19 protein-coding genes are annotated in these 19893 nt (G+C 40.2%); all 19 read right to left on the bottom strand.

What is annotated here, in order from left to right; all coding sequences use genetic code 11:
- Positions 1-3 precede the first annotated feature (3 nt).
- The 19 genes from PL11_RS07980 to PL11_RS07890 all read right to left on the bottom strand — a co-directional run bounded on the left by PL11_RS07980 (position 4) and on the right by PL11_RS07890 (position 19880).
- A complete protein-coding gene (locus PL11_RS07980; RefSeq protein WP_035167490.1) occupies positions 4-999 on the bottom strand; it encodes a gluconeogenesis factor YvcK family protein in 996 nt (331 codons plus the stop codon).
- Positions 999-1883, bottom strand: a complete 885-nt coding sequence (rapZ, locus tag PL11_RS07975; protein ID WP_035167492.1) for an RNase adapter RapZ — start codon at positions 1881-1883, stop codon at positions 999-1001. The genes PL11_RS07980 and rapZ overlap by 1 nt, the downstream gene beginning before the upstream one ends.
- Before the next feature lie 149 nt (positions 1884-2032).
- Entirely contained in the window at positions 2033-4888 is a 2856-nt protein-coding gene (uvrA, locus tag PL11_RS07970) for an excinuclease ABC subunit UvrA (protein ID WP_035167495.1), read from the bottom strand.
- Between the two features lie 13 nt (positions 4889-4901).
- Positions 4902-6905: an excinuclease ABC subunit UvrB gene (uvrB, locus tag PL11_RS07965; RefSeq protein ID WP_035167497.1), complete on the bottom strand. Its 2004-nt coding sequence runs from the start codon at positions 6903-6905 to the stop codon at positions 4902-4904.
- Positions 6906-7050: 145 nt separating this feature from the next.
- A complete protein-coding gene (trxB, locus tag PL11_RS07960) occupies positions 7051-7998 on the bottom strand; it encodes a thioredoxin-disulfide reductase (protein WP_035167498.1) in 948 nt (315 codons plus the stop codon).
- Between the two features lie 76 nt (positions 7999-8074).
- Entirely contained in the window at positions 8075-8968 is an 894-nt protein-coding gene (gene galU / locus PL11_RS07955; RefSeq protein ID WP_035167499.1) for a UTP--glucose-1-phosphate uridylyltransferase GalU, read from the bottom strand.
- Positions 8969-8989: 21 nt separating this feature from the next.
- The gene (locus PL11_RS07950) at positions 8990-10006 is read right to left on the bottom strand and encodes an NAD(P)H-dependent glycerol-3-phosphate dehydrogenase (protein ID WP_035167500.1); all 1017 of its coding nucleotides are present in this window, start codon (positions 10004-10006) and stop codon (positions 8990-8992) included.
- Between the two features lie 12 nt (positions 10007-10018).
- The gene (lgt, locus tag PL11_RS07945; protein WP_035167502.1) at positions 10019-10855 is read right to left on the bottom strand and encodes a prolipoprotein diacylglyceryl transferase; all 837 of its coding nucleotides are present in this window, start codon (positions 10853-10855) and stop codon (positions 10019-10021) included.
- Positions 10856-10867: 12 nt separating this feature from the next.
- The gene (hprK, locus tag PL11_RS07940) at positions 10868-11890 is read right to left on the bottom strand and encodes an HPr(Ser) kinase/phosphatase (RefSeq protein WP_191982059.1); all 1023 of its coding nucleotides are present in this window, start codon (positions 11888-11890) and stop codon (positions 10868-10870) included.
- Between the two features lie 54 nt (positions 11891-11944).
- Positions 11945-12298 carry a phage holin family protein gene (locus tag PL11_RS07935; protein ID WP_035167506.1) on the bottom strand — a complete coding sequence of 118 codons (354 nt, stop codon included), beginning with the start codon at positions 12296-12298 and terminating at the stop codon, positions 11945-11947.
- A complete protein-coding gene (locus PL11_RS07930) occupies positions 12299-12619 on the bottom strand; it encodes a PspC domain-containing protein (protein WP_035167507.1) in 321 nt (106 codons plus the stop codon).
- 83 nt (positions 12620-12702) lie between these two features.
- Complete coding sequence (gene phoU, locus PL11_RS07925; RefSeq protein ID WP_035167508.1) at positions 12703-13359, bottom strand: phosphate signaling complex protein PhoU; 657 nt, start codon at positions 13357-13359, stop codon at positions 12703-12705.
- A 10-nt stretch (positions 13360-13369) separates the two neighbouring features.
- Entirely contained in the window at positions 13370-14128 is a 759-nt protein-coding gene (pstB, locus tag PL11_RS07920) for a phosphate ABC transporter ATP-binding protein PstB (protein WP_035167509.1), read from the bottom strand.
- A gap of 12 nt (positions 14129-14140) precedes the next feature.
- Positions 14141-14950 carry a phosphate ABC transporter ATP-binding protein PstB gene (pstB, locus tag PL11_RS07915; RefSeq protein ID WP_035167510.1) on the bottom strand — a complete coding sequence of 270 codons (810 nt, stop codon included), beginning with the start codon at positions 14948-14950 and terminating at the stop codon, positions 14141-14143.
- A 10-nt stretch (positions 14951-14960) separates the two neighbouring features.
- On the bottom strand, positions 14961-15848 hold the full coding sequence (gene pstA, locus PL11_RS07910; protein ID WP_035167511.1) for a phosphate ABC transporter permease PstA: 888 nt from the start codon (positions 15846-15848) through the stop codon (positions 14961-14963).
- Positions 15845-16774, bottom strand: a complete 930-nt coding sequence (pstC, locus tag PL11_RS07905) for a phosphate ABC transporter permease subunit PstC (RefSeq protein ID WP_035167512.1) — start codon at positions 16772-16774, stop codon at positions 15845-15847. Before pstC ends, pstA begins: the two co-directional genes overlap by 4 nt.
- 1 nt (position 16775) lies before the next feature.
- Positions 16776-17660, bottom strand: a complete 885-nt coding sequence (locus PL11_RS07900) for a phosphate ABC transporter substrate-binding protein PstS family protein (protein ID WP_035167514.1) — start codon at positions 17658-17660, stop codon at positions 16776-16778.
- Between the two features lie 146 nt (positions 17661-17806).
- Positions 17807-19135, bottom strand: coding sequence for a PAS domain-containing sensor histidine kinase (locus tag PL11_RS07895; RefSeq protein WP_237047485.1), 1329 nt, complete (start codon positions 19133-19135; stop codon positions 17807-17809).
- A gap of 28 nt (positions 19136-19163) precedes the next feature.
- The gene (locus PL11_RS07890) at positions 19164-19880 is read right to left on the bottom strand and encodes a response regulator transcription factor (protein WP_035167517.1); all 717 of its coding nucleotides are present in this window, start codon (positions 19878-19880) and stop codon (positions 19164-19166) included.
- Positions 19881-19893: the final 13 nt, after the last annotated feature.

Raw genomic sequence — 19893 nt, 5'->3', positions numbered from 1 at the left:
TCATTATTCGTTGGGTCTGCCAATTAAATTCATTAGTTCATCAGCTACTTCTTGACCATTATGAAACGCACCGCGTTCCTTTAATTCCAAAAAGTCAGCGGAAATCACACGACACCCCATCTCTCTGAGACCGTTAAAGTCGTGCTTAACTGGTTGAGAAATTTCGTTCCAACGTTGGTGATCAATGTACTCGCTAGGTACCTCACGATTATTTACCAGAACCGTATTAACGAAGTTTTTGCCTAAATGCTCATTTAAAACACGCACATGGTCAGCTTCAGTGAAGTTATCAGTCTCACCCTTTTGGGTCATAATGTTACAGATGTACACAACATCAGCTTGAGACTCTAGAATCGCCTGACCTACATTTTTGATCATTAAATTAGGCAAAATGCTAGTAAACAAACTTCCGGGTCCAATAACAATTTGATCCGCATCTAAAATTGCATCGATTACTTGTTGCACAGCTTGAGGCTCATGCTTTTTATCATGAGTTTCAACCCACACCCGTTTAATCATCTTATCCGCTGCAGTAATTTCCGATTCACCCTTCATTGTGGTGCCATCGGTAAACTCTGCATTTAACTCTAACGGCTCGTTAGCGGCTGGATAGATATGCCCATCAACTTGCATCGCCTTACTAAGGTATTGAACAGCATCAAAAATACCATTTTCCATCTCAGAGAGTGCCGCAATTATTAGGTTTCCAATTGCGTGTCCAGCAAAAAATTGGTCCTTACTGTTAAAACGATATTGAAACAAATCAAGCACCGTTTGTGGCAACTCAGAAAGTGCCGCAATTACATTTCGGATATCTCCAGGTGGAACAACGTTAATGTAATCTCGGATTACACCCGAAGATCCCCCGTCATCTGCCACCGTAACCACTGCAGTTATATCGACATGATGGTTTTTTAAATTTTTTAAAATTACTGGTAACCCAGTTCCTCCACCAATCACAACTACTTTAGGTTGGTGACTATTCAACGCGTTATACATCAGTCATCCCCCTTTGCTTTAATCCTATCTATATCCCGATGAGTTATGTTAACGGTATAATTTTGCTTTAAATCAGTTGCTAAACGCTGTGCAATGGCTACAGATCGATGCTGACCACCCGTACAACCAATCGCAATGGTTAAATTTGCTTTTCCCTCTTTTTCGTACCCTGGCAAAGTAAACGAAATTAAGTCATGCAGCTTTGCATAGAATTCTTCAGCACCATCTGAATGCATTACAAAATCACTTACAACTTTATCAAGTCCAGTTTTGTAACGCATATCGGGATCATAATATGGATTAGGTAAAAACCTTACATCCATAACAATATCGGCATCTAATGGTAGCCCATATTTAAAGCCAAACGACATGACCTCGACATGAAATGGGAGTTTGCCGTTATCAATTGAATAGTTATGAAAAATTTCTTCCCGTAATTTTCTCGGTGATAACGTTGTTGTATCAACCACTAAGTCGGCAGCGTCCCTAACACTCTTCAATAGATCACGTTCTTGACGAATGCCATCAATTGTCCGCCCATTTCTTGCAAGCGGATGTGATCGCCGAGTTTCTTTATATCTAGATACCAACTTAGTATCAGATGAATCCAAGAAGATTAACTCAACATCGTTATTAGAATCGTCCTTAAGTTGTTTATTCATTGCCAAAATTTCGTCATAAAATACTTGGGATCGTAAATCTACGACTAGGGCAATTCTGTTAATTTCACGTTCTGTACGAATTAAATCCATGAACTTAGGTAATAGAGTTGGTGGCATATTATCAACCACGAAGTAGCCCAAATCTTCAAAGCTTTGGGCAGCAACGGTTTTGCCTGCTCCACTCATTCCAGTAATGATCACGAAACGATTTCTGACAGCCATATTATTCCCTTTCGTATACAAACTTCCTCGAGTATAACATACCGGGCGTTTCATTTTAAATAAAAAAGGTTAAGAATGCATGAAATCTCAAAAAAACAGCGTCTTAACCCATAAATTAGGTACCAACGCTGTTTGTACATATACGAATTTTATTGATTTTCTGCTGTAAGCTTTTTATCTCTTTCAAGTACCGGCTTTAAATACTGACCAGTGTAACTATCCTTAGTTTCAGCGATTTCTTCAGGAGTTCCCGTTGCCACGACTTGGCCGCCGGCATCCCCACCTTCAGGGCCTAAATCAATCAGGTGATCCGCACTCTTAATCACGTCCAAATTGTGCTCGATGATTAACACTGTGTTACCTTGATCAACTAACTGCTGCAACACGCCAAGCAACTTACGAATGTCTTCGGTATGCAAACCAGTTGTTGGTTCGTCGAGAATATAAAAGTTCTTTCCAGACGACTTCTTATGAAGCTCAGAAGCTAATTTCATTCGTTGAGCTTCCCCACCAGATAACGTAGTTGCGGGTTGTCCTAGCGAAACGTAACCTAAGCCAACATCTTTAATTGTTTGGAGTTTTCGTTGAATTCTGGGAATGGCACTAAAGAAGTCTAGTGCTTCTTCAACCGTCATGTCCAAAACATCAGAAATGCTCTTGCCCTTATATTCAACTTCAAGGGTCTCTGCATTGTAACGCTTACCATGACACACTTCACAAGGAACATAAACGTCTGGCAAAAAGTTCATCTCAATTTTAATGATTCCATCACCACGACAAGTTTCACAACGGCCGCCCTTAACATTAAAGCTAAAGCGTCCCTTCTTGAATCCACGGAGTTTGGCATCATTAGTGCTAGCAAACAAATCTCGAATGTCATCAAAAACTCCCGTATAGGTTGCTGGGTTACTCCGAGGGGTCCTACCAATTGGAGTTTGATCAATATTAACAATTTTTTCAATATTGTCATAACCCTTAATATCAGCGTAAGCACCAGGCTTTTCAGAATTGTGGTTTAATTTCTGAGCCAAGGCCTTCTTCAAAATCTCATTTACTAACGTTGATTTTCCAGATCCAGACACACCAGTAACCACCACAAATTCTCCGAGTGGAAAGTCGACAGTGGTGTCCTTCAGGTTATTCTCCTTGGCACCGACGACAGTAATCTTTTCGCCATTACCCTTACGTCGCTCGGTTGGAACGGGAATAAATCTTTTGCCAGCTAAATACTGACCGGTAATTGACTTTTTGACTTTTTCAACCTGCTTGGGAGTTCCTGAAGCCATTACTTCTCCCCCATCAGCACCAGCACCAGGTCCGATATCAACAATGTAATCAGCAGCCCGCATCGTGTCCTCATCGTGTTCAACAACAACCAAAGTGTTACCCAAGTCTCGCATGTTTTTAAGTGACTGAATCAGACGGTCGTTATCACGCTGATGCAAACCGATAGAAGGTTCATCCAGGATATAAAGAACTCCAGATAAGTTAGATCCAATCTGAGTTGCTAACCTAATCCGTTGTGCTTCACCACCAGATAGAGTTCTCGCCGATCTAGACAGAGTTAGATAGTCTAACCCAACATTTTGTAAGAAAGTTAATCGGTCAGAAATTTCCTTAATAATTGGCTTAGCAATCATCGAGTTTTGTTCACCAAACTTAACTTCCTTAAAGAAATTAAGCTCTCGACCAACATTTCGCTCAGAAATTTGGGCGATGTTTTGACCATCAACTTTAACAGCAAGTGCCTTGCGATTAAGTCTGTATCCATGACAAGTTGCACAGGTCAATTCAGTCATGTATGAACCTAATTGATCACGAACGTAGTCACTTGAAGTGTTATGATAACGGCGATCAACGTTGTTAACAACACCCTCAAACGGACCGTCTACATCCCTAATCCCGCCAAAATCACTACTTAAATGAAAATGGTATATCTTCGACTTCTTTGATCCATATAGCAGCAAGTCACGCTGTTTCTTGCTTAAATCTTTAAACGGTGTGTCCATATCAATTTTTTCAGATGCACACACTTGTTCCAGCATATTGGGGTAGTATTTTGAGTTAGAAGAACTCCAAGGAACTAACGCACCTTCATTTAAAGTTTTCGTCTGGTCCGGAACGATTAAATCTGGATCGACTTCCAGCTTCATCCCCAAGCCATCACAATCTGGACAAGCACCAAGGGGCGAGTTAAAAGAAAATAATCTGGGTTCCAATTCGCCAACGGTAAATCCACAAACTGGACAAGCATAGTGCTCTGAAAACAACATTGGGTCTCTCTCGCCCAAGAAATCAGCAACTGCATACCCGCCAGATAATCTAAGCGCTGCTTCCAAAGAATCTGAAAGGCGGTTGTTAATTCCTTCTTTGACAACAATTCTGTCGATTATGATGTTGATGTCATGTTGTTTATTCTTATCAAGTTCGATATCGTCATCAATATCATAGTTCTCACCATCAACTTGAACCCGGACAAAACCTTCACGCTTAATTTTTTCAAAAATCTTTTTATGTTCACCCTTTTTGCCCCTCACAATTGGAGAAAAAATTTGTAACTTAGTTCTTTCTGGAAGTGCCATGATCTGCTGAATCATCTGGTCTACAGATTGACTAGAAATAACAGAGCCATCGTTTGGACAAATTGGTGTTCCTACACGAGCCCAAAGTAGCCTAAGGTAATCGTTAATTTCTGTAACCGTCCCGACAGTTGACCGGGGATTCTTTGATGTTGTTTTTTGGTCAATTGAAATTGCTGGACTAAGTCCTTCAATTGAATCAACATCCGGCTTATCCATCTGTCCCAAGAATTGCCGAGCGTATGACGATAAACTCTCAACGTAACGACGCTGTCCTTCGGCATACAGCGTGTCGAACGCTAAGGAGCTTTTCCCTGAACCCGATAAGCCCGTCATAACAATCAATTTATTCTTAGGAATTGAAACATTGATGTTTTTTAAATTGTGAGCTCTGGCTCCACTAATAATTATTTTGTCATTTGCCAATTTAAATTCCTCTTTAATCCATTTCACCTTTTAATTCAATAACAGTGTCGCGAAGCGTAGCAGCCTGTTCAAAATCAAGTGCCTTCGCAGCTGATCTCATTTCATCTTCTAGTCGGGAAATCATTGCCTTTTGATCCTTAGGAGACATTTGTTGGAAGTCGCTTTCAACAAAGTCATCCTTCTCACCACTATCGCTAGTTTCAACGGTAGAGGCAATCAATCCACGAATATCCTTCTTAATAGTATGCGGAGTAATTCCGTGTTCTTCATTATACTTGATTTGAATCGAACGCCGCCTCTTAGTTTCATCAATGGCATACTGCATCGAATCCGTTGTCTTATCAGCGTACATAATCACGGCACCATTCTCATTCCGAGAAGCCCGTCCAATTGTCTGAATCAATGAACGTTCATTTCTCAAGAAGCCTTCCTTATCAGCATCCAAAATCGCAACCAATGAAACTTCAGGAACGTCAATTCCTTCCCTTAACAGGTTGATTCCAACAAGAACATCAAACTTACCCAGTCGCAAGTCCCGAATAATCTGAGTACGTTCTAAAGTCTTGATATCAGAATGTAGATACTTTACCTTAATTCCTAAATCTTTAAGGTAGTCGGTCAAATCTTCAGCCATTTTCTTGGTAAGCGTAGTAACGAAAACCCGCTCATGCTTATCAATTCGTTTATTGATTTCGCCAACCAAATCATCCATCTGACCCATAATCGGTCTGACATCAATAGTTGGATCCAGTAAACCGGTTGGCCGAATAATCTGTTGAACAACATTTTTGGTCCGCTCTAATTCATAAGGCCCTGGAGTGGCAGACATGTAAATAACTTGATTGATGTGCTTTTCAAATTCTTCCAGACGTAAAGGTCGGTTATCAAGTGCTGATGGCAGTCTAAAACCATAATCAATCAATTGTTGTTTTCTTGCCCGGTCACCATTGTACATTCCCCGAACTTGGGGCATCGTTTGGTGGGACTCATCAACAACCAATAAGAAATCTTTTGGGAAGAAATCTAGTAACGTAAACGGTGGTTGACCAGGTTTTCTTCGATCCATAAATCGCGAATAATTTTCAATTCCACTGGTGTAACCCATTTCTTGCATCATTTCGATATCATACGTAGTTCTTTGCTTTAATCGTTGGGCTTCAAGAAGTTTACCTTCCGCCTCAAATTTTTTTACTTGTTGGTCAAGCTCTTCTTTAATCTCTGGAAGCGCCTGATTCATAATGTCGTCATTGGTCAAAAAGTGAGTCGCCGGGAAAATGGCTACGTGTTCCCGGTCACCGATAACTTCACCCGTCAGAGTATCGACTTCGCGAATTCGGTCAATCTCGTCTCCAAAAAATTCAATTCGTAAGGCATGGTCATCTAACGATGCTGGGAAAACTTCCACAACATCTCCGTGAACCCTAAAACGCCCCCGTTGAAAATCGATATCATTTCTATCAAATTGAATCGAAACTAATGCCCGTAACAGTGCATCCCGTTCCATTGTCTGACCGACACGCAGCGATACTACATGGTCCTTATATTCTTTAGGACTACCTAATCCAAAAATTGAGGAAACCGACGCCACAACAATAACATCATTTCTCTCTAACAGTGAACTGGTAGCGGAATGCCGCAACTTATCAATTTCATCATTGATTGATGAATCCTTTTCGATATAGGTATCACTGGAAGGGACATAAGCCTCTGGTTGATAGTAATCATAGTAACTAACGAAGTATTCCACCGCATTATTAGGGAAGAATTCCTTAAATTCACTATATAACTGACCAGCCAGCGTTTTATTGTGAGACAAAACTAGTGTTGGCTTATTAACCTGAGAAATAACATTAGAAATTGTAAACGTCTTTCCAGTCCCAGTAGCGCCCATTAAAATTTGTTCTTTTTCACCGCTTTCAACCCCCGCAACCAATTCCTTGATGGCGTTTGGTTGGTCTCCAGTTGGTTTGTATTGAGAAACTAAATCAAATTTTCTATCATCCTGTCGCTCTATCAATCAAAGTCCTCCAATCCAACTTGAAAGCTGATTTTTTTAAAGTAAATAAAAAGGCCTCAGCAAAACTAAGTTTTGTTTCAGCCTTACTCACAAAAGTATTTTACCATACGAACATACTTTCGCAAATCAATTTTGTCGTACCTTTTTAAGCACCCTTAACTGGTGACTTTGAGTTTAATTCCTCAATGTACTTAAATGCTTGTTGACCAGCAATTCCACCATCACCAACAGCAGTTGTGATTTGGCGAAGTTCCTTCTGACGCACGTCACCAATTGCATAAATACCTGGAACTGACGTTTCCATATGGTCATTAGTAACAATCCAACCAGATTCATCAGTAATGTTTAAACTCTTAAATGGATCGGTCATTGGCAACAACCCAACATAGATGAATACTCCTGAAGTTTCCACAACACTTTCTTCGTCTGTCTCGTTATTCTTTACCTTAACGCCTGTAACTTTGTCGCCATCGCCAAGAACTTCAACAACATTTGTATTCCAAACGAAATCCATCTTATCATTTTCAAACGCACGGTCTTGGATGACCTTTTGAGCACGAAGTGTGTCACGACGGTGAATAACTGTAACCTTATTCACAATTCCAGAAAGGTAAGAACCTTCTTCAATTGCCGAATCACCACCACCAACGACAACAACATCCTTATTTCTAAAGAATGCCCCATCACAGACGGCACAGTATGAAACTCCCTTGCCACCGTATTCTTTTTCGCCAGGAATGCCCAGCTTCTTGTACTCAGATCCAGTCGCAATCACAACAACCTTTGCTTCAATTTCTTCACTATCTGTTTTGATTACTTTAGTATCACCATTATCGATGATTTCTTCGACTGATCCATAAACGTACTCAGCACCGAAGTTAATTGAGCCATCGTACATTTGTTGAGCCAAGTCTGGACCCATCACTGATTTAAAACCAGGATAGTTTTCAATCTCGGCGGTATTATTCATTTGACCACCATAAATTCCCCGGTCGATCATAGCAACAGACAGGTTGGCTCTTGAAGCATAAAGCGCAGCAGTCATTCCACCAGGGCCTGCACCAATCACTACAACATCGTAACTTTTTGTCATAATGGATCCTCCTTTTTAAATCTTACGCAATTTAATTTACTATCAAAATGTAAGTATGTAAAGTAAATTGTCCAAATTACTTTTTATTTTCATCACTTAGTGACTTACCAAGTGCAATTAGATACTCACGAAGGCCATCAGCAATCTCATCGTGTCGTAAGCCAAACGTAATGTTTGTCTTTAACCAACTTAACTTGTTCCCAGTATCGAATCTTTCACCCTTAAATTCATGGGCAAATACTCGTTGAGTTTGATTCAATTCGTCGATTGCGGATGTTAATTGGATTTCTCCTGAACTGTCGGGTTTAGTATTTTCCAAAATTCCAAAGATTTCCGGAGTTAACAGATACCTACCAATGATGGCAAGGTCCGATGGAGCCTCTTCAGGAGATGGCTTTTCCACGAATTTTTTAACATTAAAGAGACCTGATTTTACCTCTTCAGATGGGTCGATGACCCCATACTTTGAAATGTCCTTATGAGCAACTCGTTTAACGGCAAGGGTTGAGGCTCCGGTTTCCTTGTAGCTTTCCATTAACTGTTTAGTCAACGGAACCTTATCTTCCATTACATCATCGCCTAACATCACAACAAAGGGTTCGTTACCGATAAAGCTCCGCGCAGTATAAACTGCGTCCCCAAGTCCCCGTGGGTGTGATTGACGAATAAAGTAAATGTTCATATCATTTGTTTTTCGAATGGTTTCAAGAATCTTAGTTTTTTGCTTCTGCTCCAAGTTTAATTCCAACTCAGGATTAGAATCAAAATGATCCTCGATTGAACGCTTCCCCTTACCAATTACAATTACAATGTCCTTGATTCCAGATTTTTTGGCTTCTTCTACAATGAATTGAATCGTTGGTGTATCAACGATTGGTAGCATTTCTTTTGGAAGTGCCTTAGTTTCTGGTAAAAATCTAGTTCCTAAACCAGCTGCTGGAATAACAGCCTTTGTAACTTTTTTTGGCATCACTTCTACCTCCGAATTATCCTATGAAAGTTCTGATCTACCTTCACGGGTCATTAATTGATTAATCGTTTCCTTAATATCTGCATTGTCGTAAAGCACATGGTAAATTGCACTAGTAATCGGCATATCTACTCCACGCTTCTTTGACAGTTCGTATGCTGCTTTGGTCGTGGCAATCCCCTCGATAACCATTCCCATATTGTCAATAACTTCATCAAGTGACTTTCCCTGACCAAGTTCGTTACCTGCTCGCCAGTTACGTGAGTTAGTGCTGGTACCAGTAACAATAATGTCACCAACCCCTGAAAGACCGATAAACGTTAATGGATTTGCACCAAACGAAGTTCCAAGACGAGAAATTTCTGCTAATCCTCTGGTCATCAAAGCAGCTTTGGCGTTGTCCTTGTACCCTAAACCGTTAAGTGCACCTGCGCCAATTGCGATAATGTTCTTCAATGCTGCTCCAATTTCTACCCCGATAACATCATCGCTGGTATAAACCCGGAAGTAACTGTTCATAAATAGATGTTGCACTCTCTCTGCATCACCCAAATTTCTGCTAGCTACTGTAACCAAAGTAATATCCTTACGAATTGCATCTTCAGCATGGCTTGGACCAGAAATAACGGAAATTGAATTACGGTTTGCTGGTTTGATTTCTTCAGCTAAAACCTCAGAAAGGCGCATATATGTCCCCTCCTCGATTCCTTTTGAAGCATGAATCAAATCAACTTTTTGGTTGTTCTTTTCTAGAATTTCAGCAACTTGCTTAGCTACCGAACGCGTAACCTGAGTTGGAACAACAAATAGGATGTACTCAGCCCCATCAATTGCTTCAGCTAAGTCATTGTATGCAACTAACGTTTTAGAGAAAGTGTGATCCTTAATGTAGTGAGGGTTCGTATGAGTTGAGTTAAACAAGTCAACTTGTTCCTTATTGTACGACCATAAGCGAACGTCATGCCCGTTTTCATCTAGAACGCTTGCTAACACACTGCCCCAAGAACCTGCCCCTAAAACTGCAATTTTGCTTGTCATTAAAATTCTCCTTTAGTCTTCTTGCTTAGAAATCTCTTTATTAACATACCACACATCTTGATTATTTCTGCGTCGAATTACTAGAATTACCAACGCACCAACAAATAACACAATTGAAAGAATCTGAGAAACTCGCAGTGGACCCCAGTACAAGCTATCTGTGCGCATTCCTTCTACGAAGAATCTTCCGAACGAATACCACATTACGTAGGCCAAAAAGATTTCTCCGCGCTTGAATAGTCCTGGATTGTGACGTAAGAAAATCAACACCAAAAATCCGAGGAAGCTCCAGATAGACTCATACAAAAACGTCGGCTGTCTGTACGCTCCAGAGATATTCATCTGGTTGATGATGAACTGAGGTAAGTGCAAGCCTTGTAGAAATTGTAAAGATGTTACTTTACCGAAGGCCTCTTGATTCATAAAGTTACCCCAGCGGCCAATTGCTTGGGCCATGATTACCGTTGGTGCCGCCACATCGAGCATCTTCCACACTGGAATAAAGCGACTTCGGCAAAATAGAATTACCACGATCATTGCCCCAATTAAGGAACCATATATCGCAATTCCACCATCCCAGATCCGAATGATTTCTCCGGGATTGTTTTTATAATACCCCCACTGAAAAATCACGTAATAGGCCCTTGCACAGATGAGAGCGACTGGAAGTGCCCAAAGAATCATGTCGTAAATATTATCTGGGTCAATTCCCTGACGTTTACCCTCCTGAACTGCTAGTGTAACCGCCAAAATAACCCCGGTTGCAATAATGATTCCATACCAGTGAACCTGGATTGGTCCCAAATTAAAAGCAATCGGGTTCAATGCTGATAACAACAAATTGTTCAAAATTAAAAACTCCTAGTCTTTGTCTTTATCCCCACTTTTTTTAGACAACGCTTTTTTATTAGCCTTCTTAGCTTTGTCTTCTTGCTTCTTTTCATCAGCATCTTTTTCACTATTCACTTTAATCAAGTTATTCAAATTACGATCAAACGTCTCCGTTGCATCGTACCCCATTGATTGAGCCCTGAAGTTCATCGCTGCGGCCTCAATGATGATAGCTAAGTTTCTACCAGTCTTAACGGGAATGACCATTTTAGGCACGTTTACGTCAAAAAACTTAACGTCCTGAGTACCATTTCCAAGACGATCATACTTGGCATCCTTTGAAAAATTAGCAAGGTGGATAATTAGTGAAACCTTGGTTCGGCTTCTAACCGCACCAGTTCCAAACAGCGTCATTACATCTATGATACCAATTCCCCGAATTTCCAATAGATGCTTCAAAATTGCTGGAGCTTCCCCCATCAATGTTTGTTCGTCTTGTTGATAAACTTCGACCCGGTCATCGGCAATCAGTCTATGACCACGTTTAACCAATTCCAAAGCAGTTTCACTCTTACCAACCCCACTGTCACCAGTGATCAAAATACCTAATCCATAGACATCAACAAGTACCCCATGAATTGACTGACGTTCAGCCAACTTATCCTCAAGGTAATTAGTCATGTTACTTAAAACCCGAGACGTCGTTAGTTTTGAACCTAAAATGGGAATGTGTTTTTCTTCAGCGGCCTCAAGTAATTCTTCAGGTGGCTCCAACTGAGTTGAAATCACAAAGGCAGGTGTTTCTGGTTGACACATTTGCTGCATAACTTTAAGAAGTTCCTCATGAGACAATCCTTTTGAATATGAAATCTCGGTAATTCCTAATAGCTGGATTCGTTTAGATGGATAGTAGTTGAAAAAGCCCGTTAATTCCAATCCTGGACGAGAAATATCACTAGTTGAAACACTTCTTTCAGCCAGATACTCTTCGCCTGCATAAACGTCGAGTCGAGCATTTTTAACTAAATCAGCAATCGTAACGCTTTCTGCCAAACTAATCCCTCCTTAATGCACATTATTGGTTTAATTTTACCACTTTGTTAGCGCTTAATGTGACTCACGAGAAAAGAATTCTACGATAATACCACTAAGAACTGACATGATGATTGCAACTAACATTGCTACCCAAAACGATGAAAATTCAAACCCAGGTCCAACAATTTTAGAAGTTAACTCCAAAATAATTCCGTTGATCACCAAGCTGAAAAGTCCAAAGGTCAAAATGGTGATTGGTAGTGAGAACAAAGTCAGTAACGGTTTGATTAAAAAGTTAAGGAATGCAAGCACAAACGCGGCTAAAAAGGCAACTCCAAAACTAGAAACGTAAAAATAGTTAGGTAAAAAGCCACTAATTGCCATGAACAAAACCGTGTTCAGCAATAGATTAGTTAAAAAACGCATTTATTTTTCTCCTTTATCGTTCACATCGTGTTCTTCCACGCTATGAATTACTTTTCTGGAAGATTTCCCATCTTTAGTTGTCTGATAAGTATTCTTAAATAGATTAAAGAATGATGCCGTTGACCCTTCGGAAGGTACCATGATCACGGCAGCAATATATGCAATGATCAACAGGATGTTGATTCCTGGGGTAAACATCAAAATCAAAAACAGCACTCTAACTAAAGTAGAATTCCAATTGAGTTCATGGGAAATCCCACCCAAAACACCCGCCACTAATTTGTCAGTCGCAGATCTTTTGAAATTTTTTGCTTGTTTCATGATGAATTCCTCCTTCGATATTAACTTAAGAGTATTAAAAAATAGCACCGCATTCAAGTATGCAGCGCTAAAATCACAAAAACTTAATTTAGTTCAATTATTTTTCCGGTAGCAAGGTAGACAGTCCACTCACAAATGTTTGTACTATAATCAGAAATCCGACTCAGATCTTTGGCCACATTCAAATAGATAATCGCTGAATTCAAGATATCCGGTTTTTCAGACATTGTCCGGTAGCTTGGTGAAGCAACACCGTTATAAAGATCATTAATTTCTTCATTAAAAATCTGAGCAGTTTCTTCTGCCTTATTCTGGTCCGCTGCAGCGTATGCCTCGATTGATTGGGCATACTCCTTCACTACCTCATTGACCATGGTCGCAATTACCTTCTCAACTTCGCTAATTCTATCCTGACCCTTGATCTTAATTGTGGATCGGGCAATGTTTCTGGCATGATCGCCCGCCCGCTCAAGGTCGGTAACACTCTTTAACACCCCAACAACTTCACGTAAATCAGTAGTCACCGGTTGATACAACGCAATTAGCTCAAACGAGCGTTTTTCCAAATATGTTTGCATCTCATTGATTTTATGATCCCGCTCAATTACTGCGTTAGCAGCATCCACATCGTGATCGATAAATGCCTGGCCACTATTGGCAACTGCATCTCTAACCAATGCTGCCATCTTCATAAAATCAGCTTTGAGAGTTGATAACTCATCATCAAATATTTTTCCCATCTTACTCCTCCTATCCGAATCTACCAGAAACGTAGTCTTCAGTTTTTTGATTTTCTGGATTAACAAATATCTTGCTGGTTTTATCGTACTCGATAACCGTTCCATCCATAAAGAACGCCGTTTTATCAGAAATTCTAGATGCCTGTTGCAAGTTGTGGGTCACAATCACAATTGTGTATTGTTCCTTTAAATCCAATAACGTATCTTCAATTTTTGCGCTCGAGATTGGATCAAGTGCCGAAGTTGGTTCATCCATCAAAATAATGTCTGGAGAAACTGCTAACACTCTGGCAATACAAATTCTTTGTTGTTGGCCCCCGGAAAAGGACAAGGCATTGTCATAGAGGTGATCCTTAACTTCGTCCCATACTGCGGCTTGCTTTAAACTACGCTCAACAATTTCATCTAGTTTAGCTTTATCCTTAATTCCGGCAATCTTCAAGCCATACGTTACGTTATCGTACACAGAGAACGGAAACGGATTAGGCTGTTGAAACACCATACCAATTTCTTTACGTAATTCAACTAAGTTCGTCTGGGGAGCATAGATATTATCACCCCGAAACTGAACAGATCCGGTAATCGTAACGTTATCAATCATGTCATTCATTCTGTTAAGGCATCGTAAAAACGTTGACTTTCCACATCCTGAAGGACCGATTAGTGCTGAGATTTCGTTTGGATCAAAAGCTAAATTAATGTCGTGAAGGGCTTGAAAGTCACCGTAAAATAAGTCTAAGTTAGTTGATTCAATTACTGGTTCACTCATATTGGTTTCCTCCTACCCAAAGTTACCTGAAACATAATCTTCGGTAAGCTTGATTTTTGGTCTCGTAAATATCTTTCTGGTTTTATTGTATTCAATTGCTTGCCCCAGGTTAAAAAATACTGTGTAGTCACTTAGCCGAGCAGCTTGCTGCATATTGTGAGTAACAATAATAATCGTGTAATCTTTCTTTAACTCTCTTAGGGTTTGTTCCAATTGGACAGTGGAAACAGGATCCAAGGCTGAAGCAGGTTCATCAAGCAGTAGTACATCAGGACGAACGGCTAACGCTCTAGCAATGCAAACCCGTTGTGCTTGGCCACCAGAAAGCTCCAAGGCACTTTTATGCAAAACATCTTTAACTTGATCCCACACAGCTGCTTCCTTCAGCGTAGTTTCAACCACTTCATCCAACTTTTTCTTATCCCTTATTCCCCGACGCTTTAAAGCAAAGGTAATGTTGTCATAAATTGACTTAGCAAACGGATTCGGACGCTGGAATACCATCCCAATTCGACGCCGAACTTCATAAACATCGATTCCAGGTTGGTTGATATCCACACCTTGATACAGGATTTTGCCCTTAACTGTTGCTACTTCATCATTCATTCGGTTTAAACTTCGTAAGTACGTAGACTTTCCAGAACCAGATGGACCGATTAGTGCAGTAATCGTGTTCTTCTTAAAAGTTAAGTCAGCGTTACTCATTGCTAGTGAATCACCATAAAACACCTGCAAATCTTCAGTCGCCATTGTAATTTCATCATTATCATCAAATTGATAAATGAATCGCTCTTGAGTTTGATTGTTTAACATTTCTTGCATGCTAATTCTCCTAACTTGCTGACGTCATTTTTTCAAAAATCTTTCGGCCAATGAATCTAGCTGATAAGTTAAAAATTAAGATTGCTAGAACAAGGACTGCTGATGCCCCAGATGATACCTGAGATAAGTCTGGCATGATTCCTTCAGAATTAATTTTCCAAATGTGAACAGCCAAGGTTTCAGCAGGTCTTAATGGACTAAGGGGACTATCAATGTTGAATGGGTTCCAGTCAGCGAAGTTAAGTGCGGGTGCACTTTGTCCAGCAGTATAAATTAACGCTGCAGCTTCACCAAAAACTCGGCCAGAACAAAGAATAATTCCACTGATGATTCCTGGTAAAGCAGCCGGAACAACAATGTGAATAATTGTCTCAAACTTCGATAGGCCAAGACCAAGGCCACCTTGACGCTGAGCGTCCGATACGCTGGACAGCGCCTCTTCAATGTTTCTGGTCAGTAGCGGTAGGTTGAAGATTGTTAGCGTCAATGCCCCTGATAAAATAGAAAATCCATAGTTAAATTGAATAACGAACAACAAGAATCCAAACAGCCCCACCACAACCGAAGGAAGTGAACTTAGGATTTCAATTGCCGTTCTAATGGTTGAAGTAAACCAGTTGTCCTTGGCGTATTCATTCAAATAAATTGATGCACCCAGAGCAATTGGTGTTGAAATCAGCATTGCCAAAATTAGTAGGTAGAATGAATTAAATAGCTGAATTCCAACTCCACCGCCAGCTTGAAATGCTCGGGCGGGTCTAGTTAGAAAACCCCAACTAACGTTTGGCAGACCAGTTATAAAAATGTAGCCCAACAAGAAGGCCAAAATCAGGACAACGCAAGCCGCGATACCTTTGAGGATGGCAATTGCCACTTGACTTTGTTTTTGAGTTTTCATTTCTTAAATGCCCCTTTCCGACCAATAAAGTGGACTAACAGGTTGAAGAATAGTGACATGAACAACAATACTAAGGCCAATGACCATAAGGCATCATTTTGAAGTGAGCCCATAACTGTGTTTCCCATCCCAGATGTCAATACAGAAGTTAGTGTTGACGCTGGTGAAACCAAGTTTTGTGGCATTAATGCAGCGTTACCAATAACCATTTGTACGGCTAGTGCTTCACCGAACGCCCTTGCCATTCCGAAAACAATGGCTGTCAAAATTCCTGGTGTCGCTGCCCTCAAGACCACTTTCCAAATCGTTTGCCAAGCTGTCGCTCCCAACGCTAATGAAGCTTGCCGATAATATTTGGGTACAGATTTCAATGAATCAACCGTCATTGAAACAATCGTTGGCAAAATCATGACGAACAACACGAAAGTTCCGGATAGAATTCCAAATCCAGATCCTCCGAATACATTTCTAACAAACGGAACAACCACCGATAGACCAATAAATCCGTAAACAACTGAGGGGATCCCCACAAGAAGCTCAATTACGGGTTGTAAGAATCTGGCACCCTTTTTGGGGGAGATTTCTGTCATGTAGACTGCCGTTCCAATTGCAAACGGAGTAGCGACTAACGCTGCTAGCAGAGTCACTAAGAATGATCCCACAATCATTGGTAACGCTCCGACGGCTGGTTTGCCTGCGGGAGTTTCAGTTCCTGGATTCCACAACGTGCCACCAAAAAAATCTTTTAATGAAATGTGGTCTGAGATGAAAGTTGAAAGTCCTTTAGATGCGACGAAAACAATTATCCCAGCAACAATTACCATAATCAGTAACAACGCTAGCAAACTAATCATTTTCCCAAACCGTTCGTAGCGAGCGGTTTTTGATTTTTTCATTAGTTGTGAGGCTAATTTTTTGTTTTCCAAACTACTCACCTGAACCTTTCGTTATTTTGCCGTTCCAAGACCTTTGATATTCCATATCCCCAACGGAGATATAACCTAACTTTTGAAATAGTTGCTCTTGAATGTGTTTACCCTTCAAAAAGCTTAAGAATGTTTTGGTTAGTCCCTTAGGTTGGCCGTTAGTGTAGATATGTTCATAGGACCAAATCTTCCACTGGTTATTTTTTACGTTTGTAGCTGTCGGAGCAATTCCGTTTAACTTAAGTGGTTTGACAGAATCGTTTAAATATCCAAACGCTACATAGCTAACTGCACCAGGAGTAGTCCCCACAATTTGGCGAACAGTCCCCGAAGAATCTTGTTCCTGGGCAACAGCACTTTCTTTACCATTTAAGCCATATTGTTCAATAGTTACTCGAGTTCCACTACCTTGCGAACGGTTAATTAATGTTACCGGAATGTTTTTACCACCGACTTGGCGCCAATTTGTAACCTTACCAGTGAACACCTTAATTAGTTGTTCTGTTGTCAAATTGCTTACACCCGTGTCTTTATTCACGATTGGAGCAACCCCAACAACCGCAACTTTATGGTCAACTAATCCCTTAGGATCGATTCCACTTTTTTCTTCAGCGAATAAGTCAGAATTCCCCATCTGCACAGCACCAGATTCAATTTGGCTAAGTCCTGTACCAGAACCGCCACCCTGAACGTTAATAAACACGCCCGGGTGATCAGAAATATATTCCTCACTGGCAGCTTCTACTAAAGGCTGAAGTGCCGTTGAGCCAACAGCAGTAATTGATTCCCCATTACTTTCTGAACTGTCTCTAGTGGCAAATGCGTATGTAAGCCCAAATACAAGTAGCAAACCCACACAAATTTTAATAACCGTTTGTTTCCGCATGGCAAAATCCTCCTAAATTAATCACTTATTATTGTAAATAATCAATGTAAATATTTAACCAGCCGAATGTAAAAGTTATGTAAATAGTTTCCACAGTCAACTATATTCAAATAAAAAAGCCAAGCAGATTCAATTCTGCTTGGTTTTTAATCTATATAAGGCAACCTAACTGTAAAAGTTGTTCCAACCCCACGTTGACTGCGCACAGTGATCTTACCTGATAACGAGTCAACCAACTCTTTTACAATGGAAAGTCCCAAACCTGTACCAGGAACCTCCTGTTTATTACGCGACTCATCCGACCGATAAAAGCGCTCAAATATTCTTGCCAAATCTTTTTGAGAGATTCCAATTCCAGTATCCTTGACATTTAGGTACCAGAAACTTCCCTGACGACTAGCATCAATCGAGATTGTTCCCGATGGTCGATTATACTTAACTGCGTTTGAAATCAAATTTCGAACGATTCGGCGTAAGGATGCAGAATCAATTTTAACTTGAAACTCTTCGTCGATTAAGTTTTCAACTTGAATATTTTGTGCTTTTATTTGATTACTTTGAGTTTTAAATTCTTGATCCACAAATGCTCTTAGTAACAACGGCTCTGCTGCATTAGATTCATGATTTTGAATGTGCGAAATTGTTAGCACGTCATTAATCAGAGATGTTAATTGGTCGCTTTGTTGATCAATTATTTTTAAAAATTCAGTTAGGCTCTCAGGATCATCCTTAGCCCCATCCAACAGAGTTTTTGCAAATCCTGAAATTGCGGTAACCGGCGTTTTCAGTTCATGACTAGCATTGCGCAAAAAATCAATTTGCATCTGCTTAATGTTAATAACTTCAGAAATGTCATAAGCAATCACCACTAAATGAAACGAATTCTTGATTCGGTTATAAACAACTTGAACATCAATTGTTTTAGGGTCGTTAGAAACCTCACTGATCTCAGTTCTAGTTGATTGATGATCACTATATACACTATCAATCATTGTCAGCAACTCATAATTAGCGATGTCCAAAGTGTACGGATGCGGTTCTGGTTTGATTTGCCTTTCCAAAATATCTTCCATTTGACTATTCGCAAAGATGACATCTTTTGCTTGGTCAACTACCATTACCCCAACAGGGAGAACATTAATAATTTTTTCAATTTCGGTCGTCTCGGCCAATGATTTTTGATACTCGTCATCCTTCGCAGATGCCAACTCATTAATTTCGTCAGCCAAGCCCTTATATTCATCGTCAGGCCTAACTAGGACTGGCTTTGCTTGGGTCTGTAAGTTTAAATTTTTTACTGCCCTTTGAAGCCTAAAAATCACCCGATTTTCACGGTGATTTTGAATCAATGCGCCGATAAAAACAATTATCGTGACACCTAAAATTAGCAATGCAATAATTTGCCATGCTTTATTGTCGGTTATAATTCCTAGTAGTAGTCCAACAAACCCAACCGCACTGAGAGTGAATAACAAGTAAAGGTTTTTAGTTAATCGGTTCAGTTTACTCATCTCCACTCACGAATTCATATCCAAAGCCACGAACAGTCTTTAAATATACAGGGTGCTTGGGATCCGTTTCAATTTTTTCCCGAAGGTGGGCGATTTGAATATCAACCATTCTACTTTGACCAGAGTAATCAAATCCCCACACTCCTGACAACAATTGCTCACGGCTGAATACCTGGCGCTCATGGTTAGCTAAATATTCAAACAGTTCAAATTCCTTTGGTGTTAGCCTTAAATTTTTGCCATTCAGTAGTACTCGATACTGCTTAGTATCAATCGTAAATGGTCCCACTGCACTATGATCATCGCCATCAGCTTTTTCAGAATTTGCTGGTTGGGGTTTCTCTGCCTTATAACGTCTTAGTACCGCATTAATCCTGGCAATGACTTCCCGCGGACTAAATGGCTTCGCAATATAATCGTCTGCACCCATCTCTAAGCCAAAGACTCTATCAAACTCAGTATCCTTGGCAGTTAAAACAATCACTGGGGTCTCAATCCGATCCATTCGAATTCGTTTAAGAACATCTTCCCCACTCATTTCCGGAAGCATCAAATCTAACAACACGATTGAATAGTTGTTATTTTCAATTTTATCTAAGGCATCAGTTCCATTAGTTGCACTTTCAACCTCAAAATTTTCGCGCTTTAAATTATATTCCAACAAAGTTACAATCGACGGTTCGTCATCTACAACTAGTACCTTTTTCACGACTGACTCCTCC

The sequence above is a fragment of the Lentilactobacillus curieae genome (assembly GCF_000785105.2).
In the GTDB taxonomy this organism is placed as follows: domain Bacteria; phylum Bacillota; class Bacilli; order Lactobacillales; family Lactobacillaceae; genus Lentilactobacillus; species Lentilactobacillus curieae.
The sequence above is the reverse complement of the archived record's forward strand: the minus strand, read 5'-3'. Positions and strand labels throughout refer to the sequence as shown.

Bases quoted from the DNA above. Each gene is read 5' to 3' on its own strand.
- trxB (WP_035167498.1), bottom strand. From the start codon at position 7,998: ATGACAAAAAGTTACGATGTTGTAGTGATTGGTGCAGGCCCTGGTGGA.
- PL11_RS07980 (WP_035167490.1), bottom strand. From the start codon at position 999: ATGTATAACGCGTTGAATAGTCACCAACCTAAAGTAGTTGTGATTGGT.
- phoU (WP_035167508.1), bottom strand. From the start codon at position 13,359: ATGGGAAAAATATTTGATGATGAGTTATCAACTCTCAAAGCTGATTTT.
- galU (WP_035167499.1), bottom strand. From the start codon at position 8,968: ATGCCAAAAAAAGTTACAAAGGCTGTTATTCCAGCAGCTGGTTTAGGA.
- PL11_RS07950 (WP_035167500.1), bottom strand. From the start codon at position 10,006: ATGACAAGCAAAATTGCAGTTTTAGGGGCAGGTTCTTGGGGCAGTGTG.
- pstA (WP_035167511.1), bottom strand. From the start codon at position 15,848: ATGAAAACTCAAAAACAAAGTCAAGTGGCAATTGCCATCCTCAAAGGT.
- PL11_RS07930 (WP_035167507.1), bottom strand. From the start codon at position 12,619: ATGAAACAAGCAAAAAATTTCAAAAGATCTGCGACTGACAAATTAGTG.
- PL11_RS07900 (WP_035167514.1), bottom strand. From the start codon at position 17,660: ATGCGGAAACAAACGGTTATTAAAATTTGTGTGGGTTTGCTACTTGTA.
- pstB (WP_035167509.1), bottom strand. From the start codon at position 14,128: ATGAGTGAACCAGTAATTGAATCAACTAACTTAGACTTATTTTACGGT.
- PL11_RS07935 (WP_035167506.1), bottom strand. From the start codon at position 12,298: ATGCGTTTTTTAACTAATCTATTGCTGAACACGGTTTTGTTCATGGCA.
- pstB (WP_035167510.1), bottom strand. From the start codon at position 14,950: ATGCAAGAAATGTTAAACAATCAAACTCAAGAGCGATTCATTTATCAA.
- rapZ (WP_035167492.1), bottom strand. From the start codon at position 1,883: ATGGCTGTCAGAAATCGTTTCGTGATCATTACTGGAATGAGTGGAGCA.